This is a genomic window from Paramagnetospirillum caucaseum (genome assembly GCF_000342045.1).
Classification (GTDB): domain Bacteria; phylum Pseudomonadota; class Alphaproteobacteria; order Rhodospirillales; family Magnetospirillaceae; genus Phaeospirillum; species Phaeospirillum caucaseum.
This window is the reverse complement of sequence record NZ_AONQ01000044.1, coordinates 1-14,361: the sequence shown is the minus strand read 5'-3', so window position 1 is coordinate 14,361 and position 14,361 is coordinate 1. Positions and strand designations below refer to the sequence as shown.

The following is a 14,361-nucleotide window of genomic DNA, read 5'->3' as shown; positions in this document are numbered from 1 at the left end:
GGCATCTAGCTCCGCAGCTTCACCACGTTGGTCGTGTCCTTGGGGCTGATAAGGCCGTCCAGGTAGTTTGCCCAGGCTTCGAGCGCCCGGCGGCGATCATCCATATACAGGGCTTTGTTGTACACCCCGGCAACGCCCGCCTTCGCCATTCCCGAGACGTGATTGACGCAGGCTTCCACCACATGGGGGGCGATGCCGACGTGCTCATTCATCATTGTCACCATGGTTCTCCGGAGGTCGTGAAGCGTCCAGTGCGGCATGGGCTGTTCGCCCGCCTCCTCGCGCCGCTTGGCGATCCAGGCGTCCACCCGTTCCTTGGCGTTGCTGAAGCCGGTGGTGGGGGTGGTTCCGGTAGTGGTGAGCAATAGCCCCAGGTCGCCCACCTCGGGGCGGCCCTTGATGATGGTGACGACCTGTGGCGACAGCGGCACCGTATGCGGGCGTCCGTTTTTTGTCCGGGTGCTGGGGATTTCCCAAACCGGCTTTTCGCCGTCCAGGTCGGACAATTCCGACAGCCGCATACCTGCCGTCTCGGTGCGGCGCTGGCCGGTCAGCAGAAGTAGCTTGAACAGGTCGCCGAACAATCCGCCTTCCACCTCGAAGGCAGCCCATACCTCGACCACCTCGGCTTGGTTCAAGGTGCGCTCCCCGACGCTCTTGGGCGAGGGGGGCTTGATGCGGATGGTGGGGGGCACTTCGAGCAAATCTCGCTCGGCACACCAGTTGAAGAACTTGGAGAGATAGGCAAGCAGCTTGTTCGCCCCGGCGGGGCTGCCGCGCTCTATCGTGGCGTCGAGTGCCCTGCGCACGTCGGAGCGGGTGATGGCGTCAACGGCCTTGTTCGCCCAAGCCGCCGTGTCCTGGCCGAACAAGGCCCATTTGTAGTCCATCTTAGTCGAGGCGGCGAGGCGGGGTTCGACGTGCTGGCGCATGAAGCGTTCGGCCACGGCCTTGAAGGTGTTGGCGGCTTTCTCCGCCTTGGCCTGCTTCTCGGCTGTTTCCTTCACCTTCGGATCGACGCCCTTTTCCGCATCCTGGAGCGCGGCTTTCGCCAAGGCGCGGGCTGCTTCGAGAGAGGTTGCCGGGTACGGCCACGACAAGCGGAGTTGTCCGGTTCCGGTGCCAATGCGGGTGCGGAGGAAAAACGACTTGCCCCCGGCATCGGTGACGCGAAGGCCGAAGCCCGGCACGATGGCATCCCAATACTCGTTACGCTTGCCTTTAGGGGCTGGCTTCACCTTCTGCACCATGGCATCGGTAATCACCTTGCGGGCAGCTTCACGGGGCATGGCATCTCTCCGATAAAACGGGGGCACAAACGGGGGCACAAAAGTTCCGGCTTTGCCCCGTTTTCCTATGTTCACCCATGCTACGGATAAGACGGTAAAAGTCAACGTTTATGCGGTTTACAGAGGCTTTGTGGTTGAGATATGTTGCGTCATATTTCGCGAAAAATAAGGAATCATAATCCTGGGGTCGGGGGTTCAAGTCCCTCTCCCGCTACCATCGAGATACAGAGAAACGGCCCGTAAGTTCAAAGACTTACGGGCCGTTCTCTTTTGTTTTGCCTGGGGTTTTGCAATCTTTGCGGTTTGGCGGAATTCCGCCATTTTCCGCTGGTTCCGAAAATTCCATGCCGCATACATGCGTCATGGCGATGGCTGCTGTTGCCGGAATGTTCAGATGAAAAAACAGGATGGTGCGACGTCGCGCCACCTCACTTTTCCCCTTCTGGTTCATGCCGTCCTGTCTGGCAGCCGGTTGACCAAGCCCCGTTATCGGGGCTTGGTTTTATCCCTCGGCGTTTTCTTGCAGCGTGACCGTCCGGAGGTGGTGATCCGGCATTCGGTGGTTTCCTCCCACAGGCGGATCACCAGGAAGATCTCTCTGTCGCGGTATTCGATCAGCACGTTCTGGAACGAGGTGGTTTCCAGGATGGGCCGCGCCGTCAGGTCGCGGAACACCAGCAGCGGACAGGCCTTGACCCGGTCGCAGATGGCCACCGATTCCAGGCTGATCAGGGTGGTCCCGCGCGAGCGCCCGACACTGAGCCGCACCGGGCGGCCCGCCGCCTGGGCCTTGGCGAAGTGGGCCTTGCCCCATTTGCGGGCGGCGGCCAGTTCCGGCGTGCTGGGGTCGTAGGTGAATTCGATGAAGATACGCTTCCCCTCCAGGGTCTCGGCCCGGGCGGGGAGGGGGAGCAGGGCCAGGACGGCCGGGATGATCCAGAGCAGGCGTCGCACCGCTTTCTCATGCCAGAGCGCGCGGCAAAAGTCGATGGCGGCGGGGCGGCATGCAGGATCGTCTTGCCAGCGGGGGCGGCGGTTGGGGTAGTGTCCCGGCCATGGTTCCGCCCTGTTCGAGGTTCCGCGTGTTCAAGCTTCTCGGCCGTATCGGTATCGACGGCTTCCTGCTCGGCCTGATGTCCATGGTCGGTCTGGCCTGGGTGCTGCCCGATTTCGGCCGGAGCGGCGGCCATCTCCACATGGACGCCGTCACCACCTACGGCGTGGCGCTGGTCTTCCTGCTCTACGGTCTGACCTTGCCGCCCGAGCGCATGAAGGCCGGTCTGGTCAACTGGCGTCTGCATCTGCTGGTCCAGACCTCGACCTTCCTGCTGTTTCCCGTCCTGGTGTGGGCTTGCGCCCTGGCGCTGGGCGGGCGGGTCGGGCCGGACCTGATGCTGGGGTTCTTCTTCCTGGCGGCGCTGCCCTCGGCCATCTCGTCCTCGGTGGCCATGACCTCCATCGCGCGCGGCAACGTGGCCGGCGCCATCTTCAACGCCACCCTGTCCAGCCTGATCGGGGTGGTGCTGACGCCGCTGTGGGTCAACTGGTACCTGTCCGCCGGCGGCGCCTCGCTGGACCTGGGCCGGGTGCTGGTCAAGATCATGCTGCTGGTGCTGCTGCCCATCGTGCTGGGCCAGGCGCTGCGGCCCTGGGCGCGGCCCTGGATCGAGCGCAACATCAAATGGCTGAAGGCCCTGGATCGCGTCACCATCTTGCTGATCGTCTTCAACTCCTTCTCGGATTCGGTGGCCGAGGGGGTGTGGGCCGGGCAGGGAAGCGGTTTCGTGCTCCAGGCAGCCGGCGGGGCGGCGGCCCTGTTCGCCTTTGTCTTCGTAAGCCTGCGGCTGGCCTGCCGCCTGCTGGGCTTTTCCCGCGAGGATGCCATCGCCGGGGTGTTCTGCGGCACCAAGAAATCCCTGGCCACCGGTGTGCCCATGGCCAAGATCATGTTCGGCGCCTCGCCCGTCCTGGGCCTGATCATCGCGCCGACCATCCTCTATCACCTGATCCAGCTGATCGCCGCCGGCATCATCGCCCGCCGGTGGCAGGACGAGGCCTGATCGGGAAAAGCCGCTTGCCGGATCGGAGCGATTGCGGTACTTGCCGCGAGTAACTCGCAATTGCATCGGTTGGTCATGGCTTCCTCCGGCGTATCCTCCGAAACCGTTCTCCGCGACGCCGGGCTGCGGCCGACCCGCCAGCGGCGGGGCATGGTGGAGCTGCTGCAGACCCTGAGCTCCGACAACGTGTCGGCCGACGAGGCGCACCGTCTGGCGGCGGAGGCGGGGCTGCGGCTGTCCCTGGCCACCACCTACAACATCCTCAACCAGTTCGCCAAGGTGGGGCTGGTCCGCCGTGTCGACCTGGGTGAGCGGACCTGGTTCTGCACCAGCCCGGCCGGCCACCACCACTTCCTCGACCTGTCCACCGGGCGGCTGAGCGATATCCCCGGCCGCCAGCCGGTCCTCGACCACCTGCCGACTCCACCGCCCGGCTATGAGGTGGAAGGGGTGGACATCCTGGTCCGCATCCGGCCGGCGATATGTCGCGAGTAAGTCTTAGATGTAGAGCGATATTGTTGATTTTAAAGAAAAATTCTTGATACGCCGCCCCTGCGGGGATATTCCTTGGGTCTGACAGGGAGAACACGGGCATGAGCGGGACCTGCATCGCATCGCATGTCTCCGGGCGGCTGAGAATCCGGCACCCGGATTTGCGGGCGGCCGGGCGCAACGCGGAGGTCGCGGCGGCGCTGGCCGGCTGGGACGGCGTGCTGGCCGCCGAGGGCAAGCCGGCCGCCGGCAGCGTCGTTCTGCGCTATGATCCCGCCGGAATCGCTCCCTCGGAGATCGAGGCCCGGATTCGCGCCCTGTTCGCCGAGGCGGAGGCCGAGGCCGAGGAGGCCGCCGCCGATGTCGCCGCTCCCTCGGGGGACGGCCTTTCCCTGTGGAGCCTCAACCGCCCGGCCAAGATCGGCATGCTGGCCAGCCTGACCGGAACCCTGCTGGCCCTGGCGGTGGGCAAGAAGCTGCACGCGGCGTTCGGCGCCGCGCATGTGGCCTTCCTGCTGGTCCATCTGGCCAATCATCGCAAGAAGATACTACAGTAGACCGTCGCCTTTGGCGCGCATTGGGGGAGTCTCCTTGAGCACCACCGAAAACCTTTGGCGTTTCGCCCGCCAGACGCGGATCGCCCATCACATTCCCGGCCGTGTCCGTCTCAAGCTCGACGGTCAGGCCGAGGGCGCGGCCGCCGAGGTGCGCAATTTCATCGATGCCGCGTCGCGGGCGGCGGGAATCCGTTCCATCAACGTCAATCCCCTGGCCCGCTCCTGCGTGGTGGAATACGACCCCGCCCAGATTGCCCCCTCCGCCTGGCAGGATATCGTCGACGGCACCCGCTCCCCCCATGCGGAACGCTTGCTGCAGGCCCTGGCCGGGACCTGATTCTTCCACTCGACCCGATTCTTTCATTCGAAAGGCAAAGCCATGCATCCTCTGCTCACCTTCGCCTCGGGGCTGCTCGCCGGCATCGTCGGGGTCCGCCTGATCAACAAGGCCGCCCCCTCGGCCGCCGCCCGCCTCGACGGCATCGGCGACAAGGCCCGCCAGGGTCTTTGCCAGGCCCAGGGCGGCCTGCGCGACGCCACGGTTTCCGGGCTTACCGCCATCGAGAAGTCCTCGGCCAGCCTGCGGGCCAAGCTGGTGTCCGCCGTCCCCGGCGAAGCGGCCCCGCCGGCCAAGGCGGCCAAGCCGCGCGCCCCCCGCAAGGCTCCGGCCAGGAAGGCCAAGGCCGCCGCTCCCGCCCCGGCCGAGGGCGGAACCGCATCGTGAAGCGCAAGCGGCGCAACGGCAAGGCCGGCGCCTCGGTCGCCGAAGTGTTCCTGCGCGGCTTCGTGGCCACGGCGCTGCTGTCGGCCTTGCAGAACCGTGACGCCGCCGCCGCCCTTCCGTGGCGCAAGGTGCTCCGCCACGGCCTGCAGGGCGGCGCGGCCCTGGCCGCCGGCACCAAGGCCGCCGAGGCGGCGGCGCGCCGCGACTACCGCACCGGCGCGGCCGCCGTGCTGGCCGGCGCCGCCGTGGTGATGGCGGCGGAAACGGCTCTTCAATCCCCTTTGATCCAGGAGAACTCCCTTGGCCAAGAAGAAGCGTAAGAAGGCGAAGAACGGCAAGCGCAACGGCGACTGGAACGGCGCGCCGGCCCAGGGCAACGGCCAGGGCCAGGGGCTGTTCGGCGGCCTCGCCAACCTGCTGCCCGGCAAGACGTCGGAGCAGTTCCTGGTCGGCGCCCTGATCGGCGCCGCCGCCACCTACGTGCTGGCCGACGAAGCCTTGCGGGCCAGGCTGATCCGTTCCGGCCTCAAGCTCTATTCCGAGCTGGCCGGCGGGCTGGCGGAGATCAAGGAGCAGGCGGCCGACATCCAGGCGGAACTGGCGGCCGGGCAAAGCTGATGGGCGAAAGCTGGCTGGCGGCGGTGGAGATCGCCCACCGCCTGCCGGGGCGGGTGCGCCTGCGCTATGGCTTCCGGGACGGAACGCCGGCCGATCCGGCCGAACTGGAGCGCTGCGCCGCCGATCTTCCCGGCGTGCTGACCGCGCGGGTCAACCACCGGGCGCGCTCGCTGGTGCTGACCTGCGATCCGGCCCTGACCGATGCCGAAGCCATCCTGGCCGGGCTGGCCGGACTGGCGCCGCCCTCCCGACCCGTTTCCGCCCGGCGTTCCGCCAAGGGTGGGGGAAAGGCCGCCGTCGCCGCCCGTCTGGCCACCCTGGCGGGCAGCGGCCTGCTGCCGCCGCCGCTGCGCCTGGGGCCGTCCCTGGCCGGGGCGGTGCCGCTGCTCAAGCACGCCGTCGCCGAATACCGGGAAAGCGGCGTGACCTCGCACGTGCTGGAAGGCATGGCGGTGGCCATCTCGCTGGTCCGCTCCGATTACACCGCCGCCAACACCACCACCTTCATGCTGGCGCTCGGGGAATACATGGAGGAGTCCATCGCCCGGCGCTCGGACGAACTGCTGAAGCATCTGCTGCGGCCGTCCAGCGACCATGTCTGGGTGCTGCGCGACGGGGTCGAGGTGCAGGTGCCCGCCACCGACGTGGCGGTGGGCGACACGGTGGTCGTCGCCACCGGCTCGGTCGTGCCGGTGGACGGCACGGTGCTGGGTGGCGAGGCCACCGTCAACGAGGCGGCCATGACCGGCGAAAGCGCCTCGGTGGTCAAGACGCGGGGCGCTTCCGTGCTGTCCGGCACCCTGGTGGAGGAAGGCCGCCTGTCGGTCTACGCCGAGCAGGTGGGCAGCCGCACCGCCGCCGCCCGCATCGCCGATTATGTCGAACAATCCCTGGTCACCAAGAGCGAGGCCCAGCTGGACGCCTCGCGCATGGCCGACCGGCTGGTCCCCACCGTGCTCAAGCTGGCCGGGGCGTCGTTCCTGATGTCCGGCGACTGGCGCCGCGCCGCCTCGGTGTTGCAGGCCGATTATTCCTGCGCCCTGAAGCTGGCCACGCCGGTGGCCTTCAAATCGGCCATGTACGGCGCCGGACAGGCCGGCATCCTGGTCAAGGGCGCCACCGCCCTGGAACGCCTCGCCCAGGCCGACACCTTCATCTTCGACAAGACCGGCACGCTGACCACCGGCATGCTGGAGGTGACCGACGCCGTCACCTTCGATTCCCATTATTCCGCCGAGGACCTGATCTGCCTGGCCGCCTCGGTGGAGGAGCACTACTTCCACCCCCTGGCCATGGCGGTGGTGGCGGCGGCCCGCGCCACTCACAACCGCCATTTCGACCACCAGGAGGTGGAGTTCATCGTCGCCCACGGCGTCGCCAGCGTCATCGACGGCAAGCGGATCGTGGTGGGGTCGCGCCATTTCGTCCAGGAGGACGAGGGCATCGACACCCGCATCCACCAGGACGAGATCGAGCGCCTGTACCGCGAGGGCAAGACCCTGCTGTTCATCGGGTTCGGCGGCCATCTGCTCGGCCTGCTCGCCCTCAAGGATTCCGTGCGCGACACCAGCGCCGGGACCATCCGGCGGCTGCGCGAGCTGGGCGCCCGGCGGGTCCTGATGCTGACCGGCGATCATCGCGACCGGGCCGAGGAACTGGCGTCCCAACTGGGGCTCGACGGTTTCCACGCCGAACTGATGCCCGAGGACAAGGCCCGCATCATCGCGGAACTGAGCGACGACGGCGCCCGCATCGCCTTCATCGGCGACGGCATCAATGACGCCCCCGCCCTGGCCGGCGCCCATGTGGGCATCGCCATGCAGAAGGGGGCCGACATCGCGCGGCTGACCGCCGACATCGCCCTGCTGGAGGACGAGATCGACCGGGTGGCCGACGCCAAGCAGGCCGCCAACGCGGTGATGGCGCTGATCAGGACCAACTACCGGGCGACGGTCGGCCTCAACACCGCCATCCTGGGGGCGGCGGCCCTGGGCCTGCTGTCGCCCATCGCCACCTCGGTGCTGCACAACGGCACCACCATCGGCATCCTGCTCAACGCGCTGAGACGGCGTTAGACCACCCCGGCCAGCGGCGCGATGGCGACGCCGGCGGCTTCGAGGCGGTCGCGCAGGTGGCGTGCCATGGTGACGGCCTGGGGGTCGTCGCCATGGACGCAGACCGACTGGACGCGGCAGGGGATTTCCTTGCCGCCGGCCGAGCGCAGCAGCCCCTGGGTCACCATGCGCAGCACGTTGGCGGCGGCCTCGCCGGAATCGTGGATTATGGCGTCCGGCCGCGAGCGGGGCACCAGATTGCCGTCGTCGTCGTAATTGCGGTCGGCGAACACTTCCTCGGCCACCGCCAGCCCCAGCCGGCGCCCGGCGGCCACCATGGCCGAGCCGGCGGGGGCCAGCAGGATCAGACCGGCATCGGTGGCCTGGACGCCGCGCGCCACCGCCAGGGCGGCCTCGGCGTCCACCGCCGCCAGATTGCTCAGCGCCCCGTGGGGCTTGACGTGGCGGACCACCGTCCCGCAGGCCGCCGCGATACCCTTCAGGGCGCCGATCTGGTAGGCGAGAAGGGCCTCGATCTCGGCGCCCGACAGGGCCATGGGACGCCGGCCGAAGCCCTGGAGGTCGGCATAGCCGGGATGGGCGCCGATTCCCACGCCGGCGGCCTGGGCGGCGCGGACGGTGCGGGTCATCACCATGGGATCGCCGGCATGGAAGCCGCAGGCGATGTTGGCCGAGGAGACGAGGTCCAGCATGGCCGGGTCGTCGCCCATGGGCCAGACGCCGAACGCCTCGCCCAGGTCGGAATTCAGATCGACGCGAAGCGCCATGGCCGCCTTACCTCCCCAACCCGCTGACCGCGTCCACCATGCCCGAAATCAGCTCGGCGCCATAGAGGGCCTGGAGATCGATGCCGGTGGGCGGAATAGCGGTCATCTCGGCGATTGTCCGTTCGATGGCCCGTTCCAGGCCGCGCCGCGCCGCTTCCCCCTCGGCGACCGGCACGGCGGCGAAGCGCAGCGCCGTTCCCGGCACGGCGCGGCCCAGCCGGGGCAGGTCGGCGGAGATCACCGTGGCGATCTTGGCATAGCCGCCCACCGTCTGATGGTCGGCCAGCAGGATGATCGGGGCGCTGTCGCCCGGAACCTGGATGCAGCCGCTGACCAGCCCGTCCGAGGGGATGTCGGCGGAGGCGCGGTGGCGCAGGGGCGGGCCGTCCAGGCGCAGCCCCATGCGGTCGGCCTGGCTGGTGACCCGGTATTCCGATTCCAGCAGGGTGGCGAAGGCCGCGTCGGTGAAGGCCTCCTTCTGCGGCCCCGGCACCACCCGGATCGGCCCGTCGCCGTACGCCATGGGCGCGCGCAGGGCAAGGTCGTCACTGTCGCGGCATCGGACGAGGCGGAGCGGCAGGACGGTCCCCGCCACCGGCGGCTTGCCGCCCAGCGGCCCCAGCCCGGCGCGGGCATAGCACGACAGGCTGCCCATCACCGGTTCGAGGGCGAAGCCGCCCTCGACGGCGAGATAGGCGGTGGACGCGCCGGCCACCGCGCCGACGGTCAGCGTGTCGCCGCGCTTCAGCCGGTGCGAGCGGTTGGATGCCGCCGCCCTTGGCGCGCCGCCGCTGTCGGCGATGGCCAGCCGGACGTCGCCGGCCACGGCGATCCGCACCGTATCCGCCGCGACGCGGATCACCGGCCCCATGTAGCTGATTTCCAGGCAGGCCTCGCCCGGCCGGTTGCCCACCAGGGCATTGGCGAGGCGCAGGCCGACGAAATCCAGCGCTCCGGCGGTGGGCACGCCCAGGTCCTGGAAGCCGAAGCGCCCCAGGTCCTGGAGGCTGGTGTAAAGGCCGGGATGGATGATTTCCAGTCCCTGGGACATTCAGCCCTCTCCCGCCAGCAGGGTGTGGGGCGTCATCAGGCCGGGATCGCGCCGCGCGGCGTCGAATTCCGCGCGGCCGATGGCGCGGAAGCGCACCCGGTCGCCGGCTTCCAGCAGGATGGGGGGCTCGCGGCTCAGGTCGAAGAAGCTCACCGGGGTCTGGCCGATCAGATGCCAGCCGCCGGGGCTCTCCCAGGGATAGACGGCGCACAGGGACTCCGCCACTGCCACCGATCCCGCCGGCACCTTGAGGCGGGGCGAGGGGCGGCGCGGGCGGCGCAACGGCGCGGGCACCCCGCCCATATAGGCGAAGCCGGGCATGAAGCCCAGCATATAGACCATGAATTCGGCGCCGGTGTGCAGGCCGACCGCCTCGTCGCGGGACAGGCCGCCCGCCTTGCCCAGGGCGGCCAGATCCTCGCCCAGATCCTCGTCGTAGCAGACCGGAATCAGCCAGGAGCGGCCGGCGGCCCGGGGCGCGCCGCCGCAATCCCGGGCGATGGCGCGGATGTCGGCTTCCAGCGCGGCGCGGCCGGTGACCAGCGGGTCGTACTGGATCAGTAGCGAGCGGAAGGTGGGGACGGTCTCCACCAGTCCCGGCAGGCCGCCGTCGCGGCGGGCGCGCTGGATGGCGTGCCGCAGGCCGGTAACCTTGGCGCTGGTGGCCGGATCGATGGTGTCGCCGAACTCGACGCTGAAGGCGGTGTCGCCGACATCGGCGATGCGCAGTGTGTCCATGCCCCGGCTATTCCGCTCCATGAGGCTGGATTCAAAAGGTCCGCCGGCGATTTTGCAAAGGGATTCTGGAAGACGTCTTTTCCGCCGGGATGGGTCTCGGGTAGGATGCGCCCCTCAATCCCGGCTGAACCGGGACAGGCTTAGGGGGTAGACATGAAGACCAACGACAATCTCGCCGAGGCGTTCGCCGGCGAAAGCCAGGCCAACCGCAAGTATCTGGCCTTCGCCGAGGCAGCCGCCAAGGACGGCCTGCCGGAAATCGCCAAGCTGTTCCGGGCCGTCGCCGCCGCCGAAACCATCCACGCCCACGCCCATCTCCGCGCCATGGGCGGCGTCAAGGCGACGGCCGAGAATCTCCGGGCCGCCATTTCCGGCGAGAAGCATGAATTCGAGGAGATGTATCCGGCCTTCGTCGCCACCGCCGAGGCGGAAGGGGCCAGGCTGGCGCTCCTGTCCATGCGCCATGCCCTAGAGGTGGAGAAGATCCACCACGGCCTGTTCACCGACGCCCTGGCCGCCGTCGAGGCCGGCCATGACCTGCCCGAGGGCGCCATCCATGTCTGCGCCATCTGCGGGCACACGGTGATCGGCGAGGTGCCGGACCAGTGCCCGGTCTGTCACGCCAAGGCCGGGAAGTTCTCCGAGGTCGCCTGATCCGGGGACGCTTGCGGCTCCCCGGTCGGTTCAGTGTCCGGCCTGGCAATACAGGACATAGGTGACCAGGGAGCGCAGGCGGGCCGGATTGATCGGCTTGGGCAGGAATTCCAGGCCGCGCCGCTGAAGCTGCTCGGGGATGTCTTTCGACGGGTCGGCCGAAATGACCAGGACCGGCTTTTCCTGCCCGGCATGCTTCCTGAGCGTGTCGAGAACGTCGAGCGCGGTCAGACCCTCGTCCAGATGGTAGTCGATGATCAGCAGGTCGGGGCGCTTCCTGGACAGGGAGAGGGCCTCGTCCACGGTGGCGGCGGCCAGGGTCTCGCAGCCCCATCCGCCGAGAATGGTGGCCAGCGCGTCGCGGGACGAGGCGTCGTCGTCGAGCACCAGCACCCGCTGCCCGACCAGGGTGGCCGCCGCCCCCTGGGGAAGCGAGGCGCCGCCCGCCGCCCGCGGCAGATGGCCGGTGGGGATGCGCACGGCGAAGCTCGAGCCGCGGCCTTCCGTCGAGCGCACCACCAGCTTCAGGCCCAGGATATCGGCGAAGTTCCTGGCGATGGTCAGGCCGAGGCCCGATCCATGGGTGTCGTTGGGGCCGCCGATGGCCAGGCTGCGGTAGGGTTCGAAGATGTCCTGCAGCCGGTCCTCGGGAATGCCGATGCCGGTGTCGTGGACCTCGACCATGATCTCGCCGCCCACTCGCCGGCACCCCACCAGGACGCGGCCGGAGCGGGTGTAGCGGATGGCGTTGGCGAGGAAGTTGCGCAGGATGCGCTGCAGCAATCCCTTGTCGGTGTGCAGCACCGCCCCGCTCTGGACGATGCGCAGCGACAGGCCCTTGCGGCGGGCCTGCGGCGCGTATTCGGCTTCCAGCTGGGCCAGCTGGGGGCCGATGGCGAAATGGGACAGGTGGGTGGCGAAGCCCCCGGCCTCCAGCTTGGACACGTCCAGGAAGTCGGCCAGCATCTCCTCGGCGGCTTCCAGCGCCCCTTCGATGCGGCCCAGGAGGGACATGCCCGACGACGACAGGTCCTCGTCCATCAGCGCCCCCAGCAGCAGCCGGGCGGCGTTCAGCGGCTGCTGCAGGTCGTGGCTGACCGAGGCGAGGAAGTTGGTCTTGCTGAGATTGGCCCGCTCGGCCTCGGCCTTGGCCGCGGTCAGGGCGACCTCGACCTCGCGCCGCGCGATCAGCTCCTGGCTGAGCTTGCGGTTCAGCTCGACGATGTCCTCGGTCCGCAGCTGGACGGTTTTCTCCAGCAGCACATTGTTCTGGAACAGCGAGAAGGTGTCGCTGGGGATGGTCATGCTGCGCTCGATGCGGCGCAGCAGGACCTGGATGGTCTTGCGCAGCTTGGCGTTCTCGTGCTCGAGGCGCTCGCATTCGGTCTGGGTATCGGCGGAGGCCGGTTGGATGGGGCCGGCCTCGGGCCGTTCGATTCCCACCGACTGGCCGAAGGCGATGCCGGTGAAGGTATTGTTGAGGTGCATGCCGTTGATCTGCTCGCCATAGGCGGAAAAGCCGATCACCCGGTTCTCGTCGAACAGCCTGGCGATGTCCGGCCCCAGGTCCAGCGACGTCGCCTCGACCCGGCGCATGACGCAATCGATGCCCAGCACCGCCACCGGCGGCCCGATGGCGGCCTGGACCGCCTCGAAGGACCGTTTGAGGTTGGGGATCATGCCGGTGTTGCGGCCGATGCTCAGCGGTACGCCTTCGTCGATGGCGCAGGCCATCTTCAGGCAGTTGTCGTCCATGATGTTGCTGGGACTGCGGGCGTACCACGAACCGCCGATACGTACCACCAGGGGCGGCAGCAGCATCTTCTTGGCCCGCAATTCCTCGATGTCGCATCCCACCATGCGGGCGTATTCCAGCCCGGCGCTGTCGCCGTTCAGCTCGGTGATGATCCGGCGGTCGGGATCGGCGCCGGTGACGATGGCCTGTTCGCCGTTGCCGACGAAATGCTGGGACGAGAACACCCGGAACGGCAGGACGGTATGGACCAGGGTCAGGGTGGCGGCGTTGGAATAGAAGCGGCCCCGGTACAGGACCTGGGTGGCGGCGATCCGCATGTCGTCGCCGGCCGAGCCGCCGAACAGCGGCAGGCCGCCCAGGGCGGTGTTCAGCGTGCTGATCACCTGTTCCTCGGCGCAGCACATGCCGTCGATCAGCATCAGGGCGAAGGTATTGTGCGAGGCCGGCTCGATGCCGCGCTGGCGCAGCTGGTTCTGCAAATCCTCGACCACCACCCTGATCTGGGCGGGCTTGAAGTGGGAGATGTCGAGGATGATGTCGGAGACGGCGACGCAGGCCTCCTCGGCGATGCTGAGTCCGGTCATGCCGCCGTCGGTGTAGCCCGAGGTGGAAATCTCGCCGGCGGTGGTGCAGCCCACCAGCGCCGCGCCGCCGAAGAACTCCCGGAACGCCTGCTCCAGCAGGGGCTGGTCGTAGCGCTTGGAGCAGAAGATGGCGGTGAACTCGGCGCGCGGCTGCGCCAGGGCGTCGTGAAGCTCGCGGACGGCCTCGAAGGGGTCCGATCTGGTGGAAACCGCCTGGCGGATCATCGAATTGAGCACTGCCAAACCGCTGTCACTCCCTGTACGGGCCTTCCGGCCGGCCCCTTGCTCACCCGGCTTGCGCCAGGGGGGCATCGGGGCGATAGCATTCGATGACCTCCCGGTAATAGCACATATAGCCCGTGGCGCAGAGATCCTGCCGCGCCCGCAATCCTTGGGCGAAGGCCGCCACCTGCGCGCCGTCCTCCCCCCGGTCCAGCCGGTCGAGGGTGGCGCGGACCATCTCGACGCTCTTCAGCTTGCGGTCCAGCGGCCCCTCGCGGCCGGCGATCTTGACCGCCGCCAGTCCCGCCCCGGCCAGGGCGGAAACCGCGCACAGGCCGCAGGGGCCGAACGGCAGGCCGTTGGCGGTGACCGAGAAGCCGCAGCCGAAGCGGTACCACAGCCATTCATCGTGGCGGGCGTCGTTGGCGGCCAGCGCCTCGGCCTCGGCGTCGGACAGCCGGCGGCCGTCGACCCGGCGGTAATCCACGGCGTAGCGGTCGAGGCAGATGGGGCCGCCCAGGCGTCCGGGCAGGTGGATGGTGTGGCAATTGCCTTCCTCGAAGACGCAGCCGTCGTTGAGGACGAAGGCCTCGAATTCCAGTTCGGGCCGGGCGGCGGCGATGGCGGCGATCTCGTCCAGGGTGACGTCGCGCGGCAGCACCACGCGGCAGGCCCCCAATTCCCCCAGCACGGCCGCCGCCCCGGCGTTGCGGCAGGCCAGCAGGGAACTGGCGTGCAGGCGGACGCCGAGATCACGCTGCCCCAGCCGGGCCA

General features: G+C 68.7%; 17 protein-coding genes. 9 read left to right on the top strand and 8 right to left on the bottom strand.

What is annotated here, in order from left to right; translation table 11 throughout:
• Window positions 1-5 precede the first annotated feature (5 nt).
• From H261_RS15190 to H261_RS15180, 3 genes are all read right to left on the bottom strand, one after another.
• Entirely contained in the window at window positions 6-1,289 is a 1,284-nt protein-coding gene (locus H261_RS15190; protein ID WP_008619183.1) for a tyrosine-type recombinase/integrase, read from the bottom strand.
• Window positions 1,290-1,542: 253 nt separating this feature from the next.
• Window positions 1,543-1,740: a hypothetical protein gene (locus tag H261_RS24865; protein ID WP_152426897.1), complete on the bottom strand. Its 198-nt coding sequence runs from the start codon at window positions 1,738-1,740 to the stop codon at window positions 1,543-1,545.
• A gap of 35 nt (window positions 1,741-1,775) precedes the next feature.
• Window positions 1,776-2,243, bottom strand: coding sequence for a hypothetical protein (locus H261_RS15180; protein ID WP_008619182.1), 468 nt, complete (start codon window positions 2,241-2,243; stop codon window positions 1,776-1,778).
• Between the two features lie 128 nt (window positions 2,244-2,371).
• Between H261_RS15180 and H261_RS15175 the strand changes: the two genes are divergently transcribed.
• From H261_RS15175 to H261_RS15140, 8 genes are all read left to right on the top strand, one after another.
• Window positions 2,372-3,349 carry a bile acid:sodium symporter family protein gene (locus tag H261_RS15175; protein ID WP_008619181.1) on the top strand — a complete coding sequence of 326 codons (978 nt, stop codon included), beginning with the start codon at window positions 2,372-2,374 and terminating at the stop codon, window positions 3,347-3,349.
• Window positions 3,350-3,424: 75 nt separating this feature from the next.
• Window positions 3,425-3,844, top strand: coding sequence for a Fur family transcriptional regulator (locus tag H261_RS15170; RefSeq protein ID WP_008619180.1), 420 nt, complete (start codon window positions 3,425-3,427; stop codon window positions 3,842-3,844).
• Between the two features lie 98 nt (window positions 3,845-3,942).
• Complete coding sequence (locus tag H261_RS15165; RefSeq protein WP_152426896.1) at window positions 3,943-4,398, top strand: hypothetical protein; 456 nt, start codon at window positions 3,943-3,945, stop codon at window positions 4,396-4,398.
• A gap of 34 nt (window positions 4,399-4,432) precedes the next feature.
• Complete coding sequence (locus H261_RS15160; protein ID WP_008619178.1) at window positions 4,433-4,735, top strand: hypothetical protein; 303 nt, start codon at window positions 4,433-4,435, stop codon at window positions 4,733-4,735.
• Window positions 4,736-4,777: 42 nt separating this feature from the next.
• The gene (locus tag H261_RS23450; protein WP_008619177.1) at window positions 4,778-5,122 is read left to right on the top strand and encodes a hypothetical protein; all 345 of its coding nucleotides are present in this window, start codon (window positions 4,778-4,780) and stop codon (window positions 5,120-5,122) included.
• Window positions 5,119-5,442 (top strand): hypothetical protein, encoded by a 324-nt coding sequence (locus H261_RS25800; RefSeq protein ID WP_008619175.1) that lies wholly within the window; start codon window positions 5,119-5,121, stop codon window positions 5,440-5,442. The genes H261_RS23450 and H261_RS25800 overlap by 4 nt, the downstream gene beginning before the upstream one ends.
• Window positions 5,423-5,740, top strand: a complete 318-nt coding sequence (locus H261_RS15145) for a YtxH domain-containing protein (RefSeq protein ID WP_008619168.1) — start codon at window positions 5,423-5,425, stop codon at window positions 5,738-5,740. Before H261_RS25800 ends, H261_RS15145 begins: the two co-directional genes overlap by 20 nt.
• Window positions 5,740-7,815, top strand: a complete 2,076-nt coding sequence (locus tag H261_RS15140) for a heavy metal translocating P-type ATPase (protein ID WP_008619166.1) — start codon at window positions 5,740-5,742, stop codon at window positions 7,813-7,815. The genes H261_RS15145 and H261_RS15140 overlap by 1 nt, the downstream gene beginning before the upstream one ends.
• Here H261_RS15140 and H261_RS15135 read toward each other — a convergent pair.
• From H261_RS15135 to pxpB, 3 genes are read right to left on the bottom strand one after another with little or no spacing between them, the layout of a single operon-like run.
• Window positions 7,812-8,582: a LamB/YcsF family protein gene (locus H261_RS15135; protein ID WP_008619164.1), complete on the bottom strand. Its 771-nt coding sequence runs from the start codon at window positions 8,580-8,582 to the stop codon at window positions 7,812-7,814. The two genes, H261_RS15140 and H261_RS15135, sit on opposite strands and share 4 nt — an antisense overlap.
• Before the next feature lie 7 nt (window positions 8,583-8,589).
• Window positions 8,590-9,633, bottom strand: coding sequence for a 5-oxoprolinase subunit C family protein (locus H261_RS15130; RefSeq protein ID WP_008619163.1), 1,044 nt, complete (start codon window positions 9,631-9,633; stop codon window positions 8,590-8,592).
• The gene (gene pxpB / locus H261_RS15125) at window positions 9,634-10,371 is read right to left on the bottom strand and encodes a 5-oxoprolinase subunit PxpB (RefSeq protein ID WP_008619162.1); all 738 of its coding nucleotides are present in this window, start codon (window positions 10,369-10,371) and stop codon (window positions 9,634-9,636) included. It lies immediately after the preceding gene.
• Between the two features lie 153 nt (window positions 10,372-10,524).
• On the opposite strand from pxpB, the gene H261_RS15120 reads away from it, so the two are divergent.
• Window positions 10,525-11,025: a rubrerythrin family protein gene (locus H261_RS15120; protein ID WP_008619161.1), complete on the top strand. Its 501-nt coding sequence runs from the start codon at window positions 10,525-10,527 to the stop codon at window positions 11,023-11,025.
• Between the two features lie 30 nt (window positions 11,026-11,055).
• Here the strand turns inward: H261_RS15120 and H261_RS23445 are convergent, their stop codons facing one another.
• Window positions 11,056-13,602 (bottom strand): FIST N-terminal domain-containing protein, encoded by a 2,547-nt coding sequence (locus tag H261_RS23445; RefSeq protein ID WP_008619160.1) that lies wholly within the window; start codon window positions 13,600-13,602, stop codon window positions 11,056-11,058.
• A 49-nt stretch (window positions 13,603-13,651) separates the two neighbouring features.
• The coding region (locus H261_RS15105; protein WP_008619159.1) for a U32 family peptidase at window positions 13,652-14,361 on the bottom strand (710 nt) is incomplete at its 5' end.

Excerpts from the sequence above, each read along its gene's own strand:
- H261_RS15135 (WP_008619164.1), bottom strand. The coding sequence starts at position 8,582 with ATGGCGCTTCGCGTCGATCTGAATTCCGACCTGGGCGAGGCGTTCGGC.
- H261_RS15130 (WP_008619163.1), bottom strand. The coding sequence starts at position 9,633 with ATGTCCCAGGGACTGGAAATCATCCATCCCGGCCTTTACACCAGCCTC.
- H261_RS15170 (WP_008619180.1), top strand. The coding sequence starts at position 3,425 with ATGGCTTCCTCCGGCGTATCCTCCGAAACCGTTCTCCGCGACGCCGGG.
- H261_RS23450 (WP_008619177.1), top strand. The coding sequence starts at position 4,778 with ATGCATCCTCTGCTCACCTTCGCCTCGGGGCTGCTCGCCGGCATCGTC.
- H261_RS15165 (WP_152426896.1), top strand. The coding sequence starts at position 3,943 with ATGAGCGGGACCTGCATCGCATCGCATGTCTCCGGGCGGCTGAGAATC.
- H261_RS15140 (WP_008619166.1), top strand. The coding sequence starts at position 5,740 with ATGGGCGAAAGCTGGCTGGCGGCGGTGGAGATCGCCCACCGCCTGCCG.
- H261_RS15190 (WP_008619183.1), bottom strand. The coding sequence starts at position 1,289 with ATGCCCCGTGAAGCTGCCCGCAAGGTGATTACCGATGCCATGGTGCAG.
- H261_RS15120 (WP_008619161.1), top strand. The coding sequence starts at position 10,525 with ATGAAGACCAACGACAATCTCGCCGAGGCGTTCGCCGGCGAAAGCCAG.
- pxpB (WP_008619162.1), bottom strand. The coding sequence starts at position 10,371 with ATGGACACACTGCGCATCGCCGATGTCGGCGACACCGCCTTCAGCGTC.
- H261_RS24865 (WP_152426897.1), bottom strand. The coding sequence starts at position 1,740 with ATGAACCAGAAGGGGAAAAGTGAGGTGGCGCGACGTCGCACCATCCTG.